Raw genomic sequence first — 21,733 nt, 5'->3', positions numbered from 1 at the left:
TCATTCTCCTTATATTTTTCAAAATGTGAGTTTAAATTTTTCTCGTAGTATCCACAAGATTTTAGTGAATAATAATATCATAGTAATATTATTAATTGACACCATTAGTTTCAATATTTTGTATTTTAATCCATCTCGTTTAGCTATCCCCATCATACTTTTATGTTTATCACTCTTGTAAATATCATTAATTAGCTTATATTTTTCTTTTGTTGTCAAATCACAATTTCTATGAAATAAATTGAGAATTGCAGAATAAAAATTTTTTATATAAAGGAATCCTACAACAGATAGTAGTTCCTTCTGGTAACTTCTATCCAGATAGTAGTTAAGTAGCTCATCATGAACTGCATTTATCATTGTAAACCTATTAATGAAGTATTTTTTAGTTAAACTCTCACTATTCCTCACACTATAATGATAATATGGCTCTTCAATTACAGTTAGTGAACTTATGTGTTTAAGTAACTGTATGTTAAACTCTAAGTCTTCTTGAATCTTTATATGTGGCTGCATCATTAGTTTATTGTCTACCACAATATTTGTTCTAATTAATTTACAACAAGGTCCATTAATACTTTCATTTTCAACAAGATCAATAATGTTTTCTGCTATATTTTCATTTCCATAAAGTTCTCTTTTATTGAGTAATACAGTTCTAGAATAGTCCAAAATTCTATCCGACTTAAAATAATCTATCACCATACCGCACATAACAAGGTCACTCTTATTATTCAAGGCATTCGATAGCAAACTGCTAACCATTTCTGGCTCAATCCAATCGTCAGAATCAACAAACATAAAAAAATCTCCTTTTATGTGAGTTAACCCATAATTTCTTGCTTCTGATGCACCCTTATTCTCTTGTTTAAATGGAAAAATTCTCTTATCAATTTCCGAATAATCTACACATATTTGGTAACTTTTATCTTTTGATCCATCATCAACTAGAATAATCTGTAAATTTTTATAAGTCTGTTTTATTACACTGTCTAATGTTATTTGTAAATGCGTTTCGCTATTATATATTGGAATAATAATACTAACTAAGGGATTATTCATTTTCAATACAACCTCGATATATCTCTCTCATTTTTTTCTGAACTACTCTATAATCATAATTCTTTACTTTAGTTAAATTATTTTTCGAGAAAAAGTGTCTTTTGTCCTCACTTTTTTTCATTTTTAAAATTGCATTTTTAAAACCTTCAATATCATTAGGATCACAAATATATCCACTTTTTTCATTAGATGAATAATCAATAATTCCATGTCTATTTGAAGTAATAAGTGGTAAACCTGCTGCCATTGCTTCTAAAGCCGCTAAACCAAGTCCCTCTCTATAAGAAGGAAAAATGAATACATCTGCTAGTTTGTATAGTTCATTGACATCATTTCTAAATCCTAATAGATGTACCTTATCATTCAATTGTAGGTTTTCAATTTCTTCTTTCATCTTTTCTTGTAAATACCCTTGACCACAAATAATATAGTGTATATCTTCATCTTTCAATTTACTGATTGCTTTCAAAATGCTCAAATGATTTTTGTTGTCATTCAATTCACCTACAGAAATGCACGTAAACCCGTGTAAAGGAATTCCCAATTCATCTTTTTTTTCTACTAAATTAACTTCTGTCATCATATATTTTTCAATATTTATCCCTATCCCGGGTATATAAAGTACCTTTGGTTTTTGGAAATATCTATTTGCTCTATTATAATCTTCGATATTTATCGTAATTATTTGATCAGATAAGAATGACAGAAATAGCTCAATAGGAAAGTATAAGCACCAATTCAAAATTGGTGCACCTTTATGAAAATGAAAACCATGAGCGGTATAAATTACTTTAGTACCTTTTTTTCTAGTTTTCCTAGCTGCTAACCTCGTAATTGCACCACCTGAAGGGGATTGAGTATGAATTAGATCAAAATATTCCTTTTGCAGTAAATTTTTTAATTCCCTCAAAGCCTTAAAGTTTTGAAAACTAAATGGACTTCGATCAAAATTAATATGATGTTTTGTAACTCTAGGATCATAAAATTTATCTAAATCATCATTAAAATTTGCAGCAACATGAACTTCATGTCCCATTTGTAATAACACTTCATAATCTGAATGACCAAATTTATAAAAATGTCGTCCTAAATGTACAGATATTAATACTTTCGCCACTAATTTTTCCTCCAACATGTTTTCAAGAAACACTAATATTAAACGTAACTGTTTCCATTACCTTTTCGCATAATAACGTTGCGCCTTCAACTGTATCTGATGTAGCAATAACATATCCAATACGATCAACACTACTTTTAATAACTCCTACTTGGTCTCCTCTTGATTTATTGATTATTACTTCCTTCACACCAGGAAAGGTAAGTGATTCTTCTACTCCCTGAAAATCTTCAAGTATTCCTTGTGGAGTAACAAAATATTTTATAACTGCTGAATTATGTTTATTGGAATTAAATGTAATCTCTTCACCTACTGCAATTCGAATGCAGGTTTCCACCATATCAATTCCAGTCGACAGGGGTACTAAGTGTGTAGTGATGTTATCTCCACCTAATCTTGCTCCAACCTCAACAATTTTAGGACCATCATTCGTAACAATAATTTCAGTGTGTGAAGGTCCTATATTTATTCCTAGAGCCTCTACTGCGTCTTGAGTTAACTCTGTAATTTGATGCAATATATCATCAGTTAACTTTGATGGCTGTGCATGTCCTAATTCTACAAAGTGAGGGGCACCTGTAGTTAATTTATCTGTAATCTGGATAACGTGACATTTTCCATTAATACTAATTGTTTCAACACTAACTTCAGTACCTTCCATATATTCTTCTACTAATAAAACTCCATTTTTCGAATTAGTTATGCTATGTTGATAGGCACCCTCAACTTCTTCTATATTTGAAGTATCATGTACAAGAAAAATCCCACGACTACCAGAATTATCTGACGGTTTAACAATAACTTTCGAATTATACTTTCTTATAGCAGAATCAAATTCCACTCTATTTTTTACAATATCAAATTTGGGAATTGCGATATTATTTATTTCTAGTCGCTGTCTCATAGCTGCTTTATTTGTAGTATGTTCAGCTGTCTCTACAGAAACGCTATTAAGCTTCATTTTTTGGGATACAGTAGCGACTGTCATCATTGGCATATCACTTGCTAATGTCATAATCCCATCAATATTGCTAGATTGAGCGTAAACTAATACTTCTTCAATTTCATTAACACTAATTATTCTGTATTCATCAGCATAATTTAAACCTATTGCATGAGGATTCATGTCTACCACAATCACATAAAACCCCAATTGCTTAGCTTTTTTAATTGCAGGAAGCTGCAAAATACTTGCACCTAATATCATAATTTTCTTCATCTTATAATCTCCTGGCATAATTATTGACGATATACATTTTTTGGAACAATTAAAATTTTGACAGTCAAAAATATTATTTTTATATCAAATAATAGAGACATATGTTTTACATAATAAATATCATTCTGTAGCTTTTCTTTCGTCCCTACTGCATTACGATGTATTGCTTGGTTATACCCAGTTATACCTGGTCTTACCGTATGAATCACTTTTTCTTCCTCAGTATACTCATCAACCCAATTCGCAGAGTCTGGTCTGGGACCGATAAACGACATATCGCCCTTTAAAACATTAAATATTTGAGGTAATTCATCGATGCTGGTTTTTCTTAATAGTCTTCCAACCTTTGTGATTCTACTATCATTCTCTGAATTAAAAGTTGAACCATCATCTAATCTTATATCTGGAGCATTCACATACATCGATCTCAACTTATACATTCTAAATATTTCTCTGTCTTTTCCTATTCGTTGTGCATTATAGAATGCTGGTCCTTTTTCTTCTAATTTAATTGCAACTATAGCTAATAGAATTAAAATTCCAACAAAAGGAGATAAAACTAATGAAATTAATATATCAAACATTCTTTTAAATTGTTGGTACATATCTTACTCCTCAATTATATTAAGTCAGTACTTATTTTTTTTTGTAAAACTATGCTTTTTTGTGGCACAATAACTTGGTACTCGTCAGTAGACTCTGAGACATATGAGCTTGCTCCTATTAATGAATAATTAGCAATTTTAAGATGGTTTTTAATGGTACAATTGTTCCCCAAGAAACAGTTATTACCGATCTCCACAAATCCTGATAAACTCGTCCCTACTGATATACTATTAAAATTTCCAACCTCATTGTTGTGTGAAACATTTACACTATTCCAAATGATGTTCCCTACTCCAATCGTCGAATATGGAGCTACTACTACATTTTCCATAATAATATTTCCTTCGCCAATAACTGAGTTAGGTGCAATAACAGCTGTAGAATGTATAAAGTTTATTACTGAGTAGCCATAGCTTTTAATTTTTAAGTATAATTTTTCGCGAATTGTATTCATTTTACTGTAGCCAACTCCGAGTATAATATCATACTCACTAAATGAATAACTATTCGTTAACTCTTCTAATGCAATGAGCGGTATATTATCAAAATACTCCGCTTGTAAATAATCTTTTTCTACTGAATATGCTATTACTTCTAGTTCTGTATCAACTTCAATATAATATCTAATTAATCGAGAGTACTCGGTGTTTCCTATAATAATTATTTTTTTGTTCATCTAATAATCACCTAGTTAATTTTTATACACTACTTATTTTTTTATCATTTGTAATAAGTTAAAGACAATAAGTTCAATATCTTCATATGTCAATTGAGTATTCAGTGGCAATGTAATTTCATTTTCAAACATTTCGTACGCATTTGGATATTGTTCGATTGAAAAGTTTAATTTTTGGTATGCTGAAAGTAAAGGTAAGGGCTTATAATGTACATTTACAGCAATACCTTTCTCACTCATTGCTCGAATAATTCTATTTCTTATTTCTTCAGTTGCACCTTCAATACGTGTCAACAATAAATGCCCACTAGAACTATACTGATCACAATAATGAGGCATAATATGAACATTAGAACCCTTTAGCAATTGTTCATATTTTTGAATGTATGTCTCTCTAATCTTAAGCATTTGACCGTAACGTTTTAATTGTACTAATCCTAATGAAGCCATTATATCAGTCATATTGCATTTATAATTAGGTGCTACAATATCATACTCCCAAGATCCAGCATTTGTTTTCGCTAATGCATCTTTCGTCTGACCATGAAGTGATAAGAGCATAAATTGACGATAGATTTCTTCATTATCCAACCCGGGGACATCTCTCCAAGTGACAGCCCCACCTTCAGCAGTGGTTAGATTTTTGACTGCATGAAATGAGAAAGACGTGAAATCTGCTACTTCTCCACTCATTCTTCCTTTATATGTGGCACCAATAGAGTGAGCTGCATCTGCTAATACAATAACTCTACCAAATAATTCTTGTGTTACATTTGATGGTCTAAATAAGTGTTTTTTACTCTCAACAGCTTCAAAGATTCGATCATAATCACACATAACTCCGGCAATATCTACAGGAATTATTACTTTAGTTTTTTCTGTTATTGCATCTGCGATTGCATCATAGTCAATATGATAACTATCTATCCCAGTGTCTACTAATACAATAGTTGCTCCGACATGATGAATTACACTGGCTGAAGCTGAATATGTATATGCCGATGTAATAACTTCATCCCCAGGTCCTACACCTAGCATTCTTAGCGTCATTTCCATACACGCAGTTGCTGAGTTCAACGCAACCGCTTTAGTCGTATTGCAATATTTAGCAATTTCTTGCTCAAATCTCTTAGTCTTAGGTCCGGTTGTAATCCATCCTGATCTTAATGTATCTACTACTTCTGCTATTTCTTCTTCTGTAATATCGGGAGGGGAAAAAGGAATATTTCTCATATCTAATCTCCTATAATGGTATTCTCATTTATGTAATTAATAGTAAAAGGGAGGTAGCAAAATCATTGCACCCCTCCCACCATCGTTAATTACTTACGTATTATGAACTCGTAACAAGAACTCTAGTATCTTCCCTTTTTTCCGTCACATATGTTGGAACAATTCTAGATAGCAGTTCTTGTATAATTGTACGATCTTCACCCAATATACGTTCTAAGCGTCTTAATTCTAGTTCAATATCTTCACGATTGAAGGATGCGGGTCTGCCTATAAATATGCGACTATGTTGTGTATCGGTCATTCCTTCTTCTTTCAGCAACAATTCCTCATAGAGCTTCTCACCTTGACGAATACCCGAATATTGAATCTTAATATCAACTTCTGGCTCATAGCCAGATAAACGGATCAAGTCTCTAGCAAGATCTGCGATTTTCACAGGTTCACCCATATCAAGAATAAAGATTTCTCCACCATTGGCATATGCACCGGCTTGAATAACAAGTCTTGAAGCCTCTGGTATGGTCATGAAATATCTAACCATCTCAGGGTGAGTAACGGTAACTGGACCGCCTGCTGCAATTTGCTCTTTGAATAATGGAATAACACTGCCTCTGCTTCCTAATACATTACCAAAGCGAACTGCACTGAATTTCGTTCTACTTTGCTTGGCTAAACATTGAATAAACATTTCAGCAATGCGCTTTGTTGTCCCCATAATACTGGTTGGGTTCACAGCTTTATCTGTAGAGATCAATACGAAACGCTCTGCCCCATAAATATCTGAGCATTCAGCCACATTACGTGTACCAAACACATTGTTTTTTATGGATTCCGAGGGGTTTTCTTCCATTAGAGGTACGTGTTTATGCGCAGCTGCATGGAAAACGACATGTGGCTTGTGCTGCTTGAATACTTGTTCCATTCTCTTTCGATCCTGAACATCTGCAATGATTGGCACCAGATGCTCAACTTTATCTTTCAACTCACGATGAATTTGATAGATACTATTTTCCCCATGGCCAAGCAATAATAGTTTACTTGGTTTAAAATGTAAAATTTGCCGACACAGCTCTGAACCGATAGATCCGCCTGCACCCGTTACTAATACGACTTTATTAGTAACATATTCATCAATTCCATCGTTTTCAAGGACAACAGGCTCACGTCCGAGCAAATCCTCCACTCCGACATCACGAAGCATACTTAATTCCACTTTTCCTTCAAGCAATTCACTAATTTGCGGAACCATCTTCAGCTTCGCATTTGTCTGTTTGCAAATGGCGATAATGTCTGAAATTTGTGTACGAGATGCTGATGGTAAAGCGATAATAATATCGTCTATTTTCTGTTCATTACAAATGTTAATAATATGTTCTCTTCCTCCGATGACAAGAAGGCCGAATACTTCTTGTCCCCACTTTCTCGGATCATCGTCAATAAATCCAATGGCCTCTTGATTAGAAGCGGCATTCATCTTAAGCTCCCGATAAACGATCACACCGCATTGACCTGCACCAATAATTAATGATTGACGTTGCTTATTAGATGGCTTGATGTAATTGTCTTTAATAATACGCAGCATAAACCGTGATCCACCTATTACTAATAAGCAAAGTTCATATGTACGAAACCCAATGGCAATTGGAATACGACCTGGGATGATTAGTGATGTAATGGTATATGATAATAGAATTGCAATCGTGACTGATTTAAAGATGAGCACGACTTCTCCAATGCTGGCAAATTGCCATGCTCGTCGATACAGTCCGTAATTGTAAAGTACGATTAATCCTATTACGATAGCAATGCCGCTAAATAAAGCGGCCTGTTGGATTTCTGCTGAAGTAAGATCAGCATTATAACGAAATAAATAAGCTACAATAATGCAACCTAATATAATACTACTATCTATTGCCATTAGTACTAGCGTTCGCATTCGAGCATAGCTCATCTCTTGCCTCCATTATCTCTACTAATCTTCTTTCTCTCCGTAATAATAATAGTAGTAATCATCATTTTTCTTTTTCTTAACGTTATTAAGAACAACTCCGAGAATTTTAGCGTTTACTCTATCTAGCTTTTGTTTGGCATCGATAGCTGCACTACGCTTCACTTGTCCAGAATCGACAACAAGAATAACACCATCACAAATAGAAGCAACTAATTGTGCATCAGTTACAGCTAGTAGAGGTGGCGTATCAATAATGATAATGTCATATATCTGTTTGAGCCCGTTAATAACTTTAACTAATTGGTTAGACCCTAACAATTCCGATGGATTTGGTGGTATTGGACCAGAACTAATGACATCAATATTGGGAATATCCGTTGATCTAATAACTTCCTCTAAGCTCGCCTGATTAGTTAAGACATGAGTAATGCCCGCACGATTCGTTACGTTAAATGTTTTATGTACTGTTGGCTTACGCAGGTCTAACTCCATTACGATTACATTATAATTAGATTGTGCATACGTTACTGCGATGTTAGCAGCCGTTGTTGATTTCCCTTCCCCAGGACTAGCAGAAGTTACCATAATTACTTTCAATTCATTGTCTACTGCAGTAAAACTAATATTCGTTCTTAATGTGCGGTACGATTCACTAATTGGGGATTTAGGATTACTGAGCGAAATGATGGTACGTTTCGCGTTATTCGTTGATTGTGACATTTTTGTTCGCCTCCACTCTAGTAGACCTTGTTGCTCGTGAGGCTGTTCTAGCAGCTCCAACTTTGAAATCGTCGGATGTTAGTCTAGGAATACTAATTAAGACCGGTAAATCTAAATATTGTGCTACATCTTGTGGATCTTTAATCGTGTCATCCAAATACTCTAACAATAAGGAAATCCCAACACCTAGCATTAAGCCAATAACAATACTTATTGCAATATTAAGCATTGGATTTGGTTGTACTGGCGAAGGATTATTATTAAACTTCGCTTCATTAAGAATCGAGACATTATTGACCGTCATAATCGTAGGTATTTGTTGAACAAATACTGCTGCCACTTCGTTAACAAGCTTAACCGTTGTTGCATAGTCATGATGACGTGCTGAAATAGTTAATACTTGTGTGTTATTTACTGAGGAAACCGTAATTAATTCAATGATCTGTTCGCCAGTTAATTGAAGTGATGGATTACGTAACGCTACCTCATCTGTAATCGCTGTTGTCTTAATAATTTGTTTGTATGTATCTATTAATCTCAAATCTAGATTGACGCTATTCAAATCAAGTCCACTAGATACTTCGTTGTTATTGTTAACAATTAATTTAGTGGTTGATTCATATTCGGGTTTAATAAAAAAATAACTTACTACCGCGGTTGCCACAGCCAGTATTGCAACAATTGACCCGATTAACCATAGTCTTTTCTTTATTATCTCCACATAATCTCTAAGCTCTAATTCCATTATATGAACGTACTCCCGTCTATACATATTCTAGTTGTTCGTGGTGGGATTTATGATTGCGTGAACCTCAAAAAGAAAAGATTCCTCCCCTCAATAAATAGAAAGAGGAGGAATCTATAACCATTATCTTAGATTTAACAATTTGTTAATCACGACAGCTGCTTCAGCACGAGTAAATGTTCCTTTAGGATCATAAACACCAAGTCCTTTACCTTGAACAATACCTTCTTGTGCTACAAGTGCAACACCTGCACGATGAGCTGGGACAACATCAGCTTGGTCTGCAAATAAATTCAATGTATCATTCACATCACTGACTGGTTTGTAGCCTAATACTTTCACAAGTACGTTGGAAGTAATTGTTGCCATTTCACTTCTTGTAATTGGTGCATCAGGATCAAATGTAGTACTTGTACGTCCATTAATAATGCCGTAAGCTGCTGCTGTTGCAACAACTGATTGGTACCAGTCACCGTCATTTACATCAGTAAATGTTTCAGTATAACTAACCGCTTCGATGCCAAGAGTTCTTACAAGTAAAGCTGTAAACTCAGCACGAGTAATTTCAGCACGTGGAGCAAATACCCCTTCAGCTCGTCCGACAATAATGCCTTTTGCTGCTGCTTTTAGAATATCATCCTCTGCCCAAGCCAGCTCACTAGTATCCTTGAACGCTACCGGATTTTCAATAACAACATATGATGAGAATGTATTACGCATTGCAGAGAATTGTTTTTTAGCTGGGTTATAAGTACCACCCAAATTAATTAATTTGCTTCCTTCGATTTTTGCAAGTGTTAGGAATTGCTCATTGCCAACACTTCCGCTATTCACTGGAAGAACAATGCGTGCTTGAGATTGGAATTCATGCTTCTCTTTGCCGTCAGCACCAATTACAACAACATTGTATATATCAGATACTTGTTTCATGCCGTCTTTTAATTCCGGAGTAATACCAGTTACTCCAATAGCTTGGATACCTTTTGCTGTAAGTGCAGATACTTGATTCATACCGTCTTTTAATTCCGCAGTAATACCATTAGTCTTTGTAATTTGTAGTGAACTATTTGCTTCAAGCTCCGTAAGCGGAACCTCGATTAATGCACCATTAGAAGTTACACCAATTGCATAAATACCTTTTGCTTTAAGTGAACCGAGTAGTTCACCATTAATTACTACTTTAACACTATCAAGATTTCCTACTGATAGATTAAGCACCGGTTTAACTGGTTCAGCATCTGCTACAACTGCTTGAAGTGCTGCATTAGCCGTTTTAATTACTGAATCTAATTGGCTAAATACACTACTTAAGTCTGCTGCTGTTAGCTTCAATTCACTAACACCATTATTCGTTGTCACTTTACTGCCAGCGTTTACCGTCAGTGCGGATCTTAATTCTTCTTCAACGATCGCACGAAGAGCGAATATATCTTTATTTGTTGTTAGCTCTCCTATACCCACTAGTGCAGCATCGATTTTGTCACTAATGTTTTGTGCAATTGTAGTTGCGTTAGGTACTAAGCTTAGTTCAGTGTCAATGAACTCGCCTCCGCCAGCATTCGACTTAGGGCTCAATGTTACTGTTTGGGTAAATACGGTTGCACCATGTAACCATTGAGGTATTAAGTTATCGTTTGCCAATTTCGCTGTTACTTCAATTGTTTTACTAGAGTTAATGGAAGTGTCAGATGTAATCTTTAGGTACCCATTAGTAGTATCAAACTCCGGATTAACTAAGTCAGTAGTACTAAAGTCGAATGCAGAAAGAGGAAAACCTTTAATTCCCAAAATATTTAATTGACTAATTTTATGTTCTTTATTGTTAACTGCAGTCGCATTTCCAAGCGGACTTTTACCAACTAATTGAGCCTTCACATAAGCAATACCCAGTGCAGCACTCGCTTGCTTAGCTGTATTAGGTGAGAACGCATCAGCACTTAGAATTTCCTGCGCTTTTTTCACATCTTTCACTAGAAGCTCAAGATCTTCGTTATACAATGCTTTAAGAAGGACAACTACTTGAGATGATGAACTGTTCCATAGTCCTTGAATTAAAGCATCTAACTCGATAGATACTAGTTCTCCTAAGTCTGTAGTTGGAGCTAGCTCGGTTCCGTTGATTTTAGCCAATGCTGCAGCTTCAAGCTCTAATATAAAATCAGCCAATTGTGTTTTATTGACACGCGGATAATCTTTCGAGTCTAATAAATCAGATAAATTAGTCAAACTTTGTTCAAGATCAGCTGAAATATCTGTCACTGGCGCTTTAGTTGGATCGAATTCCACAAGAGCTAATCTAATCACTTTAGTTAACTCGTTTTTAAAGGCAATCTTTTCAGCGGGATCTAGGTTTACAGAAATTCCACTCCAAAGATTTGGTAGCAATGCAGTTGCATCAAAAGTATCCTGATTCACATAATTATTAACTTCAGTAAAACCTTTTGTTACCAAAGGAAGTAATACTGGATCATTGTTTAGCTGTGTATATACCTTATTCAGTTTATCAGAGCTAGTAGCCACTGAACTAACAACTGCAGGATCTGCAGCACTCACTTTATAAGAAACAGGGCCAAACGTTAACGCGTTAGCTGCAATTAGTGCTACAGCAGATAACATAATAGTTTTTTTAGTCATTTTCATCATTTCATTATCACCTCATATATTATTATGACGAATTCGTCATCTGAAACTATTAACCTAGAAACTTCGAATACATTGCAGCCTTTGTGTCATCATACTGTTTTTTGAATTTAGTAGCTTCATCGCCAATTTCATAATCATATTTCTCTAGCTGTGAGTTCATATTCCCAATTGCTTCTTCAAATTTCGCATCGCAATCATCTACCGCTGCAAGACCTTGACTAATGTAGTTTTGCTTTTCACTATCCGGTGCGGATAAAAACTTGTTATATAGAGAATATGCTTTTGTAGAACAAGCCGTTTGCAATTCTTCCAGTTTAGTCTGAGTTGCAGCTACAATACTTGCTCTTGCAGGCTTACTTGGATCAACTTCTCCCGACCCTGAGCCTGTACCAGCTCCTGAGCCATTTCCTGTCCCTGGATTAGTTGAGCCATTGCCAGCTCCTGAATTAGAACCCCCTTGGTTCTTATCAAGCTGCATAGTAATGCTCTTAGTAACGCCATCATATGAGATAGTACTGTTTGTCTGTGTTGTGAAGTATCTAATTGGAACATATACTGTCCCCATATAATTCATCGTTATAGCATCGCTAGGTGCTGGCTGCTTCACACCAAAAAACTTATATTTTGTTTCAATTGTAGCTAGTGTGATTTTCTCTAATCGAGAAGTGGATGCCGGCTTAGAAATATCCGCGTTCGCAGTTAAATATTGATTCTTAAACTGTTGCAGTTGCTTCAATTGTGAAGTTGTCGGTTGATCAATGATAACTGTTGAATTAGCTTGATCCCATACAACCCACAGTTCAAACAAATAACTTGCAAAGCGAATCGGTACATAAGTACGGCCTTTGTAAACAAATGCTTGTTGTTCTTTCGATGTGTGGTAAACTTTACCATCCACAATGAAATGCATATCCATACGCTCAACAGTAAGTGTCTGTTTGCTTGCTGCCTCACTTATTTGTGGGCCAACAGAGCCACCACCTACGATCAAAACTAGTAAAAGCGCAATGGTTTGTACTACTCTTTTAATAGACAATCTCATTTCTCTCCTCCATTTTCTAAAATTTCTTACCAAAATTTATACCAACTACGCTTAGTTATTAATGGAAGCTTTGGTTCAATCGCTTCATTATGCAGTAATAGCTTAGCGTTGTTTTGGTAGTAATCAACAAATTCTCTTCCTAACTGTTCTTGTATGACCTCGTATGCGTCAGAAAGAATACATGGTCTTGTCTGGACATTGTGTGCATCTGTTGCAATAAAATGGACAAGTCCTTCTCTACACATAGTTGTAGATATTTTTTGAATGTTTTTACCTAGCTGACCTGTTATCGAGTTGGTCGTCATCTGAGCTAATGCTCCCTCACGAACTAAATCTTTCAATCTAGTACTATCATTAGCAAGCTCTTTATTGCGCTCTGGATGTGCAATAATAGGGACGACCCCTAATAGACTTAACTCATACAATAGCTCTTCAGCTAGATCAGGTACATGTGAACTTGGAAATTCTACAAGCAAATATCTACTATTATTAAGTGACTGGAGAAGTCCATTCTCGTAATCTAGTAAAAGATCCGAATATGTACGAACTTCCTGACCTGGATATATATGTAATGGTATATTATATATTTCTAATTGTTGTGACAATTGATTAACTGCTTCTTGTATTGTGTCTCGTTCATTATAAAAGTGATGAGCACGATGATGTGGAGTTGCCACAATATGATGTATTCCATCTTTTACTGCCTGTCTTGCCATCATAATTGCCTCTTCCATATCCGACGTCCCATCATCAACTTTTGGCAATATATGACAATGTATATCGATCAAGGTCAATTCACTCTCCTAATGTATTCCAATTAGTATAATACAAATCCCTGATATTTTCCAGTGAAAATATATCTAATATCTTATTTTTATTCATATTTTGTGAGCACTGTATTACTTTATCTCTATTTATTATTCTTTATTTAAGCAATATAGTTCTTTATTACTACTTCTAAATATCTATCTACATATTTCGACAATTTATCTGTGACTTTTACATTATTTACACCTAATCCTAACCTATCTCAACAATTTTATATTAAGGAAAAAGAGCTATTCTTCAGTAGATTTCACTCTACTTTGGAATAGCTCTTTTGAATTATTTATGGTATTAATATCCTAATAGTGATTTTGTGTCATTGAAAATTTCATTAGACATTTCTACGTAACGAGTACTTCCATTAGCTTCAACTTGTTTTACATAGCTATCGAAATTCGCTAATGGTTCTTGACCTGTAATAAATTTCAATGTCATCGTTTTAACATAGTCCATCATTGGCGTTGAAATTAGATTCATTTGCTCACTTTGATCCGCATTCCCCATAATTGGAGGTGCGATCTCACGTGGCACTCGGTACTCTAAAATACGAGCGTTATAATCTTTTTCGCCTTCAGTCATTTTGGACATTTTAAGTTTAGAAGTACCACCGTATGCAAATACACCATTACCAAATCCAAAATCAACATTTAATTTTTTAGTAGCTGTATCTACATTAAGTCCGTTCCAAGAAATGTCAGAGTTAAGTGCAATTGTTCCTTCAGCGTCTTTCGTATAAGTTTCGCCTTCTACACCCCATAGACTTAAAGTTTGACCTTCATCGGAGTACCATAACCAGTCAACAAAACGAAGCATTTTAATAAACTCTTCTTCACCTAGATCATTAAGTGCATTTTGGCTTATCATTACACCGTTTTCAAGACGAGATGTTTCAATTTGTTGCATACCTTTTGGACCACCAGGTTGTACGATCATATACAACTCAGCATCCACTTGCATTTGTTGTTGATAGTCAGCAAGTAATTGATAGTTTCCGTTAATAACGTAGCTGTCACCTTTGAAGAACTTAGCACGAGCTGCATCATCTTCTTGCGTGAATGACTCTGGATCCATAATTCCTTCTGTTACCAATTTGTTAAAGTATGTTACATAGTCTTTGAAATCGTTCGTTGTATTAGCAAATTCAAATTGTTGTTTTTCGTGATCGAATCTCATTCCATTAGCTGCACCCCAACCAGCAGTTACACCATATTGAACAGCAGCAATATTTAATGTTGAATCACCTTTGAATTGATCAGACAATACATAGTCAGCGCCAGTAAATTCTTTTACTTTTTTCATTGCTTCATAGAAACTTTCATATGTCCAATTGCCTTCTTCAGCTTTCACATCTACGCCAGCTGCTTCAAATACATCTTTACGAATAATGTATGAATAGCCGCCTCCAGCTACTTCCCACATACCTGGTAATACATAGTATTTACCATCCGCTTGTAGCTTAACTTTCAAATCTTTTTCCATTCCCCAATCTTTTACTACTTTAGAGTAGTTAGGCATGTATTGTACCCAATCACTTATTGCAACAATTTGTCCAGTAGGAACAAATGCTGCTTCTTCATATGTTTTTGGAATAATATATGGTGCATCTCCACTATTAACTAATAAAGATTTTTGGTTCTCATATTCTGTTCGAGCAGTAGTCGCTAGTTCGAATGAAACATTGGTTTTTTCTGAGATAGCACTCCAAAGTCTCCAGTTGCTTTGTTGAGGATACGCTTCATGATCGCTGTACATTAATGAATACTTTACAGGTTCATTAGAATGAAATGATTGCCCTTCACCAAACGTATAATCTAACTCTTCAACTTTAGTATTATTTGAATTGTTTCCAGCTGCCGGAGTTTTCGTTGGCGATGGTTCGTTACCTGAATTTGAACTACATGCCGATATTGCTAATGATAGTGCCGCCACCATGATGACCCCTAAAACTTTTTTGTTTTTCTTCATAATGTCCTCCTAATAATATTTATTTATATAGCAGCCTATGGGTCATTATTTATCTACGTTGCTGAATCATAGGCTGATTATATCGAGCTTATCCTTAACCTTTTACCGATCCAATCATCATCCCTTGTACGAAATACTTTTGTACAAACGGATAAATACAGATAATTGGTAATGAAGTTAATACCATTGCAGTAGACTTAACTGTTGCTGCAATCTGACTTGCAGTTTCCGATGTTGCCCCCATCTCAGTAGGGCTTATCGCACTATCGATGATTTGCCTTAAGTAAAGGGCAACTGGCCACTTCTCCTTAGATTGCAAATATAGTGACGGACCGAACCAGTTATTCCATATTCCGACGATTACGAACAGAACCATCGTTGCTAGTATTGGTTTGGAGAGCGGCATTATTATTCGAATAAATATGCCATACACATCTAAGCCATCAACCTTAGCAGCCTCTTCTACCTCACTAGGAATATTCGCGAAAAATGTTTTCATAAGTATTACGTTAAAGGCACTAATTGCACCTGGAATAATAATCGCCCATATCGTATCTCTCATTCCTAATGTTTTGGCTACTAGAATGTAGTTAGGAATTAATCCCCCACCGAAATACATCGTGAATAATACAAATGGAATAAAGATTTTATTCAAGCGAAGTCTATCTTTAGATAGTGGGTAAGCTAGTATCGCTGTTGCTAATACAGAAATAGTTGTACCTACTACTGCATATACAATCGTATTCCAGTAATACCTGAAGAAATCAGGCTTACTTAAAATGATTTCATACGTTTTTGTTGTGAATTCTACTGGAAATATGGATACTTTCCCTGCATATACTGCCGCTTCAGAACTAAATGACTGAGCAATTAGATATAAGAAGGGAAATAACGTTGCAATAACAACAAGTGTCATGATGACACCATTGAATATTTGGAACACTTTATACGATGCTGTTTCTTTCACGATGACTGCTCCCTTCTACCATAGACTTGATTTCGTAGTTTTTTTGGAAATTTGATTCGCTGTAGTTACTAGTATTAATCCGATTATTCCTTCAAACAAACCAACTGCTGTCGCATAACTAAAGTTACCGCCCGTTATACCCATTCGATATACGTAGGTCGATATAACGTCCGCAGTCTCGTAAGTAAGTGGATTATACAGCAACAAGATTTTCTCGAAGTTAGAACCAAGAATACCACCGATATCTAGTATTAATAATGTCATTATGGTAGGTAGAATACCTGGAATCGTAATATGCCACGCTAGCTTCCAACGATTGGCTCCATCGATTCTTGCTGCCTCATATAGCTCTGTATTAATACCTGTCATTGCCGCTAAGTAAAGGATCGTTCCCCAACCCAGACCTTGCCATAAACCTGATATTATGTATAATGATGGGAACCATTCTGGTAAAGATATAAACGATATTTTTTCCATTCCTAGATTGGCAAGTAACGCATTGATAGGTCCACTCATGGAGACCATCTCTTTCACCATACCAGCAACGATTACCATCGAAATAAAATGTGGTAAATAAGAAACCGTTTGCACAAATTTTTTCATTGCCATTTTTCTAATTTCATTGAGCAGTAATGCAAACCCTAGCGTAATTGGAAACTTTAGCGCTAGATATGATGTACTTAATGTAAGATCATTGAAAAATGCTCTCCAAAAAGTTGGATCCTTAAAGAACATTTGAAAATATTGAAACCCTACCCACTCAGCTCCGAATAGATTAGGTCCTCCGCGATATTTACGAAAAGCTATAATATTCCCTAACATCGGGGCATACTTGAAAATTAGAAAGTATAGAAGTGGGATGACTACAAAGGAGTATATTTTCCATTCTTTCCTAATGTGTTTCAATAACGGTGTCGTATCTAATGCTTTGCTCGTTGCGGCCACTATGTCATCACTCACTTTCTAGTAAATTTGTCTGTTATGCACATCTTGAATGCCTGATTTTCTGTAGAAGTATGAGCAAATGATATCTCGCCATTCAGTAGAATGTGAGTATTGATGCTGTAATCTTTCAAGCACCCGATCATATATCTTTCGCTCAATTTTGTCTTCAATTGAACGCCATCGCTTCAACATACTAGCAACTTCTTCTACTCCTTCAAAATGAGTATCATAGATATGCTGTATTAACGATTTCCCAGATTTAAGGTGATGGGTATATTCGACATAATGGAAAAACAATAATAATGGCTCAGGACATTTATCTATTGATTCATACATTAATGCATTCAATGACTGGTATTGCGTGGAATACCCAGTACCTTTACTAGTTCGATCTACACCAAGTCCACGTTGATCTGCGCGATGATATGTGCCCCATCTTGAGTATTCATAACCCTCAACATTAGGACCGTAATGATGTCCTGGATTAACCATCCAGCCAATGCCCAGTGGTGAAGTGTACTTTTCATAGGTTTCCCATGATGGCATTAGTATCGAAAGTATTTGTTGGATAACAAACTCATCATTACCATACGTTAACTTGATCCATTCAATCGCAATCTGTTCCGCTAAAAGATTAGGATTAGAACTTAATCTACCAAATCCATACCAATTGACAGCTGCCAGATCATGTCCAGTCCAGTTTTCATCATTCCCTGTATTAATGACTGCTGCAATTCCACCTAAAGGCTGATCAAATGTTTTTCCACTTACAATGTCATTAACCGTATCGAAAGCGGAATCACAATGTGTACGGAAATCTAAAATTTCTTTGAACATTGGTAATAAATAAGCAACATGCCTTTGTTGTCCTGTATACTCTTGTGCAATTTGCACCTCAAGCATTTGATTGGTTGCCTTTAATCCTCCAAACAGTGGTGATACAGGCTCTCTAACTTGAAAATCCATTGGACCATTTTTAATTTGCAAGATAACATTCGAATGCAAAGTTCCATCCAAAGGCACAAAATTATCATAGCCTGCTCTAGCTCGATCTGTTACTGTATCTCTCCAATCTTGCTGACAGTTGTATACGAAGCAGCGCCATATGATAATTCCACCATAAGGTTTAATAATGTCTGCTAACATATTGGCACCATCTGCATGAGTTCGATTATATGTGAATGGCCCCGGTCTTCCTTCAGAATCTGCCTTGATTAAAAACCCATCAAAACCAGGAATGTACCCGTGTACATAATCGAGTTGAGTGCGCCACCAATTAATAACTGAACTATCTAAAGGATCAGCTGTCTCAAGCATTCCAATTTCCATTGGCGCTGCAAAATTAAGACTAATAAACAATTTAATACCATAAGCAGAGAAAATATTTTTCATTTCTTTCAAACGATCTAGATATCGATCTGTAATTAATTGAGTAGCTTCTTTTCTCACATTAACATTGTTGATCACAACACCGTTGATCCCCACAGATGCTGTTAATCTCGCATAATCTACCGTTCGCTCATTAATAATAATTTCATTATTTTCAAAGAAAAATGATTGTCCGGAGTAGCCTCGCTCAATGCTGCCGTCAAGATTATCCCAATGATTAACCATTCGCAATGGCTGACTAGGTATTTCTACGATAGAGCCTAGTTCAATGTTCTTCTCTGTTTGTAACAAACGTAATAGATGAAAAGTTCCATATAATAACCCAATCGAATATTGTGATTCAATAACGACCTCATCCTCTTTAATATCAAGCTGGAACCCTTCTATACCTAATTGGTCATTCCTGACAATCAATAATTTTATTGCAGCTTGCCCGCTACTTTCAGTAGCTACTATTTGCTTATCGAACAAGTTTTGGAACGCTGCTCTTAATTCGGAAATAGCAGATCGAGTTATTTCATCTATTTGATTACAAAAAACATCAGTAGCATATTTTTTGTAGTTTGGATTACAAACAGTGTTATAGTTTAGCCACGCTTGCTCATGATGCACTAATCTCATCCCCCTTTTTCTCTATAAACAAAAATTAATTTTCAATTAACTAACATTAATGGTACTATTTTAAATATATTACAACTAAGAAACCTTCTGCTTTGTATTATTCTGATGTAATTCTTTTTCAATAATTTGGAATGTATGCGGTTTCATAATTTCATTATAGAGTTAATTTTCACTCTATTCTTCGTGAATTTAGCTTTTCACTAATCATATATTGCTATTTTTCTTGAAAGGATGAATAAATGATGATAGAAATCTTAAATGGTGTGGTAGAGACAGTCGCGTTTAGAGAACAGTTTGGGATTCGATTGTATCTTAATGTGGAAGCAGAAGATTATCCGATTCATTGGCATACTGCAGGCGAAATTATTATGCCACTCGAAAATATATATACCGTCGTCGTTAATGACATTACTTATGTGTTGAATCCTGGAGACATTATGATATTGCCTTCTGGAGAAATTCATCAATTATACGCTCCAGATAATGGTAAACGTATCATTTTACAATTCGATAGTTCCATGCTGTATCAATTGAAAGGCTTTGATTCATCTTTTCATTTATTTAGACCATGTCTAGTGATTACTTCAGACGATAACTATGAGCTTCATCAAAAATTAAAGCAACTAGTGCTTTCCATGAAAGAAGAGTATTTTAGCCAAGAAATATTTAAGGAAGCATCTACATACTCTCATTTCATTCAATTTTTTGTAACTTTAGGACGTAACCATTTGAAACAAGATAATCATTTCTCACAAGTGAAGAGTTCAAAACAACACATCTACATAGAGAAATTTTTAGAAGTTTGCCATTATATTAATCAACATTGTACAGAAGAAATCCCATTGGATAAACTGGCAGATATAGCAGGTTTCAGCAAGTTTCATTTTGCAAGAATGTTCAAGCAGATTATGGGGATCACCTATTATAATTATTTAATCCAACATCGTATACTGCATGCTGAAAATTTACTTATTGATCCTAAGTTGTCCATTATGGATGTCGCTATGCGTTCTGGCTTTGGTAGCTTACCTACGTTCAATCGAGTATTTAAGTCATATAAGAAATGTACTCCTTCTGAATTTAAAAATTTGCATGGGGTATATACTCCTACCATTCTTCCAATAAAGAAAGGCCAAACTATGAAAAGTCATGTAACAAGTTAACTGAATACAACAAATAAGGGAACTCCTAAAGTATTCATTAGGAGTTCCCTTATTCAATTACTTACAGTTTTTATGGATTGTTTGACCAAGATTGATATGCTCTGGCTACTTACAATGTTGTCATAATAGTGTGGGCAGCCAGTCTATTATTCATAACCACCTACTGCTGTAGGCAATTGTTTATAAGTTTCTTTCTCCTCAACAATGTGTTGAATGAATAAGCGCAATTCTAATAACTGGCTTGCCTCTTCCGATACATCACAATGCTTATCAGTCCAAGTTAAAGTATTTGTTTTTCCGTCGATACTAATTTCCCAATTGTCTTCGTTAAAGGGTATTGATTGGCAACCTAACTTGGCTAATGGTACCCCCTTCATTTCCATTATATTCATCTCTCGCATCTTTTCATATATACTATCCATTTCTTCTAGGGTAAACTTTATCTCTGCAGTGGCAATACCCTTAGTTATCAAATCTTTCGTAACCGAATCATTAAAGGTATTAATTTCATTTTTTGTAGACTCACCATAACCAAAACTAACACTGAAGTCGAAATCGTCTGGCATCTCTTTTGGCATGTTATACTGTTCCTCGACTACAGTACCTTGTTCCACCACTGCAGTTTTCTGTTGGTTCTCAAAGTTGGAACTTATCCCAGCATCTGTATTATTACTACAAGCTGTAATAATAACTAATAAACATGTTAATGTAATCAACCATTTCATATAGACACCCCCATCCTTCAGACGAAAAAAGGAAACATATGGTTGCAATATTCATGTTACATCAAACAATTACACAAAAAAAGGTTCTCCTAAATTATTAATTAGGAGAACCTTTTCGT

18 protein-coding genes are annotated in these 21,733 nt (G+C 35.2%); 1 reads left to right on the top strand and 17 read right to left on the bottom strand.

All coding sequences use genetic code 11. From position 1 onward, the window contains the following. Positions 1–18: 18 nt before the first annotated feature. The 16 genes from NV377_RS25290 to NV377_RS25215 form a co-directional block, all read right to left on the bottom strand. Positions 19–1,062 carry a glycosyltransferase family 2 protein gene (locus NV377_RS25290; RefSeq protein WP_258203614.1) on the bottom strand — a complete coding sequence of 348 codons (1,044 nt, stop codon included), beginning with the start codon at positions 1,060–1,062 and terminating at the stop codon, positions 19–21. Further along, positions 1,055–2,179: a glycosyltransferase family 4 protein gene (locus tag NV377_RS25285; protein WP_258203613.1), complete on the bottom strand. Its 1,125-nt coding sequence runs from the start codon at positions 2,177–2,179 to the stop codon at positions 1,055–1,057. The genes NV377_RS25290 and NV377_RS25285 overlap by 8 nt, the downstream gene beginning before the upstream one ends. Before the next feature lie 22 nt (positions 2,180–2,201). Further along, positions 2,202–3,398, bottom strand: a complete 1,197-nt coding sequence (locus tag NV377_RS25280) for an ATP-grasp domain-containing protein (RefSeq protein WP_258203612.1) — start codon at positions 3,396–3,398, stop codon at positions 2,202–2,204. Positions 3,399–3,418: 20 nt separating this feature from the next. Then, positions 3,419–4,003, bottom strand: a complete 585-nt coding sequence (locus tag NV377_RS25275) for a sugar transferase (protein WP_258203611.1) — start codon at positions 4,001–4,003, stop codon at positions 3,419–3,421. Positions 4,004–4,017: 14 nt separating this feature from the next. Next, the gene (locus tag NV377_RS25270; protein WP_258203610.1) at positions 4,018–4,680 is read right to left on the bottom strand and encodes an acetyltransferase; all 663 of its coding nucleotides are present in this window, start codon (positions 4,678–4,680) and stop codon (positions 4,018–4,020) included. Positions 4,681–4,713: 33 nt separating this feature from the next. Beyond that, positions 4,714–5,913 carry a DegT/DnrJ/EryC1/StrS family aminotransferase gene (locus NV377_RS25265; protein WP_258203609.1) on the bottom strand — a complete coding sequence of 400 codons (1,200 nt, stop codon included), beginning with the start codon at positions 5,911–5,913 and terminating at the stop codon, positions 4,714–4,716. A 100-nt stretch (positions 5,914–6,013) separates the two neighbouring features. After that, positions 6,014–7,864: a polysaccharide biosynthesis protein gene (locus NV377_RS25260; RefSeq protein ID WP_258203608.1), complete on the bottom strand. Its 1,851-nt coding sequence runs from the start codon at positions 7,862–7,864 to the stop codon at positions 6,014–6,016. A 21-nt stretch (positions 7,865–7,885) separates the two neighbouring features. Further along, positions 7,886–8,584, bottom strand: coding sequence for a CpsD/CapB family tyrosine-protein kinase (locus tag NV377_RS25255; RefSeq protein ID WP_258203607.1), 699 nt, complete (start codon positions 8,582–8,584; stop codon positions 7,886–7,888). Beyond that, entirely contained in the window at positions 8,565–9,329 is a 765-nt protein-coding gene (locus NV377_RS25250) for a YveK family protein (protein WP_258203606.1), read from the bottom strand. The genes NV377_RS25255 and NV377_RS25250 overlap by 20 nt, the downstream gene beginning before the upstream one ends. Before the next feature lie 123 nt (positions 9,330–9,452). Beyond that, on the bottom strand, positions 9,453–11,972 hold the full coding sequence (locus NV377_RS25245; protein ID WP_258203605.1) for an S-layer homology domain-containing protein: 2,520 nt from the start codon (positions 11,970–11,972) through the stop codon (positions 9,453–9,455). A 49-nt stretch (positions 11,973–12,021) separates the two neighbouring features. Next, a complete protein-coding gene (locus tag NV377_RS25240; protein ID WP_258203604.1) occupies positions 12,022–13,014 on the bottom strand; it encodes a stalk domain-containing protein in 993 nt (330 codons plus the stop codon). Between the two features lie 26 nt (positions 13,015–13,040). Next, on the bottom strand, positions 13,041–13,802 hold the full coding sequence (locus tag NV377_RS25235) for a tyrosine-protein phosphatase (protein ID WP_258203603.1): 762 nt from the start codon (positions 13,800–13,802) through the stop codon (positions 13,041–13,043). 328 nt (positions 13,803–14,130) lie between these two features. After that, entirely contained in the window at positions 14,131–15,804 is a 1,674-nt protein-coding gene (locus NV377_RS25230) for an ABC transporter substrate-binding protein (RefSeq protein WP_258203602.1), read from the bottom strand. A gap of 94 nt (positions 15,805–15,898) precedes the next feature. Beyond that, positions 15,899–16,771, bottom strand: coding sequence for a carbohydrate ABC transporter permease (locus NV377_RS25225; RefSeq protein WP_258203601.1), 873 nt, complete (start codon positions 16,769–16,771; stop codon positions 15,899–15,901). Between the two features lie 15 nt (positions 16,772–16,786). Next, a complete protein-coding gene (locus NV377_RS25220; RefSeq protein WP_258203600.1) occupies positions 16,787–17,716 on the bottom strand; it encodes an ABC transporter permease in 930 nt (309 codons plus the stop codon). Positions 17,717–17,734: 18 nt separating this feature from the next. After that, a complete protein-coding gene (locus tag NV377_RS25215) occupies positions 17,735–19,726 on the bottom strand; it encodes an alpha-glucuronidase family glycosyl hydrolase (RefSeq protein WP_444850876.1) in 1,992 nt (663 codons plus the stop codon). Positions 19,727–19,965: 239 nt separating this feature from the next. On the opposite strand from NV377_RS25215, the gene NV377_RS25210 reads away from it, so the two are divergent. After that, complete coding sequence (locus NV377_RS25210) at positions 19,966–20,889, top strand: helix-turn-helix domain-containing protein (RefSeq protein ID WP_258203598.1); 924 nt, start codon at positions 19,966–19,968, stop codon at positions 20,887–20,889. Between the two features lie 146 nt (positions 20,890–21,035). On the opposite strand, the gene NV377_RS25205 is transcribed toward NV377_RS25210, so the two are convergent. Next, positions 21,036–21,614: a hypothetical protein gene (locus tag NV377_RS25205; RefSeq protein ID WP_258203597.1), complete on the bottom strand. Its 579-nt coding sequence runs from the start codon at positions 21,612–21,614 to the stop codon at positions 21,036–21,038. Between the last annotated feature and the right edge of the window lie 119 nt (positions 21,615–21,733).

It is taken from the genome of Paenibacillus endoradicis (genome assembly GCF_024721975.1).
Note: the sequence above shows the minus strand (reverse complement) of the source record. Positions and strands in the feature narration are given on the sequence as shown.

What these genes read in the sequence shown, in the direction of transcription:
- NV377_RS25290 (WP_258203614.1), bottom strand. Translation starts at nt 1,062, where the DNA reads ATGAATAATCCCTTAGTTAGTATTATTATTCCAATATATAATAGCGAA.
- NV377_RS25280 (WP_258203612.1), bottom strand. Translation starts at nt 3,398, where the DNA reads ATGAAGAAAATTATGATATTAGGTGCAAGTATTTTGCAGCTTCCTGCA.
- NV377_RS25275 (WP_258203611.1), bottom strand. Translation starts at nt 4,003, where the DNA reads ATGTACCAACAATTTAAAAGAATGTTTGATATATTAATTTCATTAGTT.
- NV377_RS25270 (WP_258203610.1), bottom strand. Translation starts at nt 4,680, where the DNA reads ATGAACAAAAAAATAATTATTATAGGAAACACCGAGTACTCTCGATTA.
- NV377_RS25265 (WP_258203609.1), bottom strand. Translation starts at nt 5,913, where the DNA reads ATGAGAAATATTCCTTTTTCCCCTCCCGATATTACAGAAGAAGAAATA.
- NV377_RS25260 (WP_258203608.1), bottom strand. Translation starts at nt 7,864, where the DNA reads ATGAGCTATGCTCGAATGCGAACGCTAGTACTAATGGCAATAGATAGT.
- NV377_RS25255 (WP_258203607.1), bottom strand. Translation starts at nt 8,584, where the DNA reads ATGTCACAATCAACGAATAACGCGAAACGTACCATCATTTCGCTCAGT.
- NV377_RS25250 (WP_258203606.1), bottom strand. Translation starts at nt 9,329, where the DNA reads ATGGAATTAGAGCTTAGAGATTATGTGGAGATAATAAAGAAAAGACTA.
- NV377_RS25245 (WP_258203605.1), bottom strand. Translation starts at nt 11,972, where the DNA reads ATGATGAAAATGACTAAAAAAACTATTATGTTATCTGCTGTAGCACTA.
- NV377_RS25240 (WP_258203604.1), bottom strand. Translation starts at nt 13,014, where the DNA reads ATGAGATTGTCTATTAAAAGAGTAGTACAAACCATTGCGCTTTTACTA.
- NV377_RS25230 (WP_258203602.1), bottom strand. Translation starts at nt 15,804, where the DNA reads ATGAAGAAAAACAAAAAAGTTTTAGGGGTCATCATGGTGGCGGCACTA.
- NV377_RS25215 (WP_444850876.1), bottom strand. Translation starts at nt 19,726, where the DNA reads ATGAGATTAGTGCATCATGAGCAAGCGTGGCTAAACTATAACACTGTT.
- NV377_RS25210 (WP_258203598.1), top strand. Translation starts at nt 19,966, where the DNA reads ATGATGATAGAAATCTTAAATGGTGTGGTAGAGACAGTCGCGTTTAGA.
- NV377_RS25205 (WP_258203597.1), bottom strand. Translation starts at nt 21,614, where the DNA reads ATGAAATGGTTGATTACATTAACATGTTTATTAGTTATTATTACAGCT.